General features: G+C 42.4%; 1 pseudogene. It reads right to left on the bottom strand.

Annotated elements, in window-relative coordinates:
- Positions 1 to 1,458 (bottom strand): annotated as a pseudogene (locus tag DC083_RS10080) (YadA-like family protein); the annotation flags it as partial.

Here is a 1,458-nt window from a genome sequence, read left to right on the forward strand (position 1 = left end):
ATTAACAGTCGTATTGCCTGTTTTCACAGATCCCGTAGTGCCTAGATCAAGATCTTTGGCAAGATCGATTTGGATAGAACCATCTGCATTTGCGGTTGTGACGATATTCTTCGCATCGGTTGCATTATTTGCACCACCAAGAATATCAAGTTTTTGATTCAACTTACGTTCAACCACAACTCCATCGTTATCCGCACCAAAGAGTAAGCCATCATCAAGACTTGCGACCTCTTTCTCATTGCCGTCTTTATCTTTGTACACAATACGGACTTCGCCATCTTTTCCATTTAAGCCTGGCGCTCCATCTTTCACTGCAATATTAAGAGTTGGTGCATCTTTACCTGCCTCACCTTTTGGACCGGTAAGACCGATTGATCCATCTTCGCCATTAATAACTACTGATGAACCATCTTTTCCGTTAACACCAATCTTACCGTCAACGCCATCTTTTCCGTCTTTTCCAGCTTCACCAACTTGGATATCGCCTAAGCCACTTAGGTTCTTCGCCATCTTCACAACAAGGTTGCCATCTTCAACATCAACACGCAGATTTTCATCACTCGCATCAACATTGTTAGCTAAGCCACCTTTAATTGTAACGGTATCACCTAGTTTCTTATTAATAACTGCACCAGCTGTATTACCCGCAAAGTTCAAGCCTTTATCGAGACTACCTTCAACACTCGTTTTAAGACCATCTAACTGATCTTTGTTGACAGCATCTTTACCATTTACACCATCGGCAACATTCGTGATTGTTTTACCACCTGCATCGACACCATTTGCAGTAATACTTGGACCATCTTTAATAGTTAATCCTGTATCACCTAATGCGACATTGTCACCTACTTTAACACCGTCCTTATTAACAGTCGTATTGCCGGTTTTCACAGATCCCGTAGTGCCTAGATCAAGATCTTTGGCAAGATCGATTTGGATAGAACCATCTGCATTTGCGGTTGTGACGATATTCTTCGCATCGGTTGCATTATTTGCACCACCAAGAATATCAAGTTTTTGATTCAACTTACGTTCAACCACAACGCCATCGTTATCCGCACCAAAGAGTAAGCCATCATCAAGACTTGCGACCTCTTTCTCATTGCCGTCTTTATCTTTGTACACAATACGGACTTCGCCATCTTTTCCATTTAAGCCTGGCGCTCCATCTTTCACTGCAATATTAAGAGTTGGTGCATCTTTACCTGCCTCACCTTTTGGACCGGTAAGACCGATTGATCCATCTTCGCCATTAATAACTACTGATGAACCATCTTTTCCGGTAACACCAATCTTACCGTCAACGCCATCTTTTCCAGCTTCACCAACTTGGATATCGCCTAAGCCACTTAGGTTCTTCGCCATCTTCACAACAAGGTTGCCATCTTCAACATCAACACGCAGATTTTCATCACTCGCATCAACATTGTTAGCTAAGCCACCTTTAATTGTAACGGT

Source organism: Ignatzschineria ureiclastica (assembly GCF_003121845.1).
Taxonomy (GTDB): Bacteria; Pseudomonadota; Gammaproteobacteria; order Cardiobacteriales; family Wohlfahrtiimonadaceae; genus Ignatzschineria; species Ignatzschineria ureiclastica.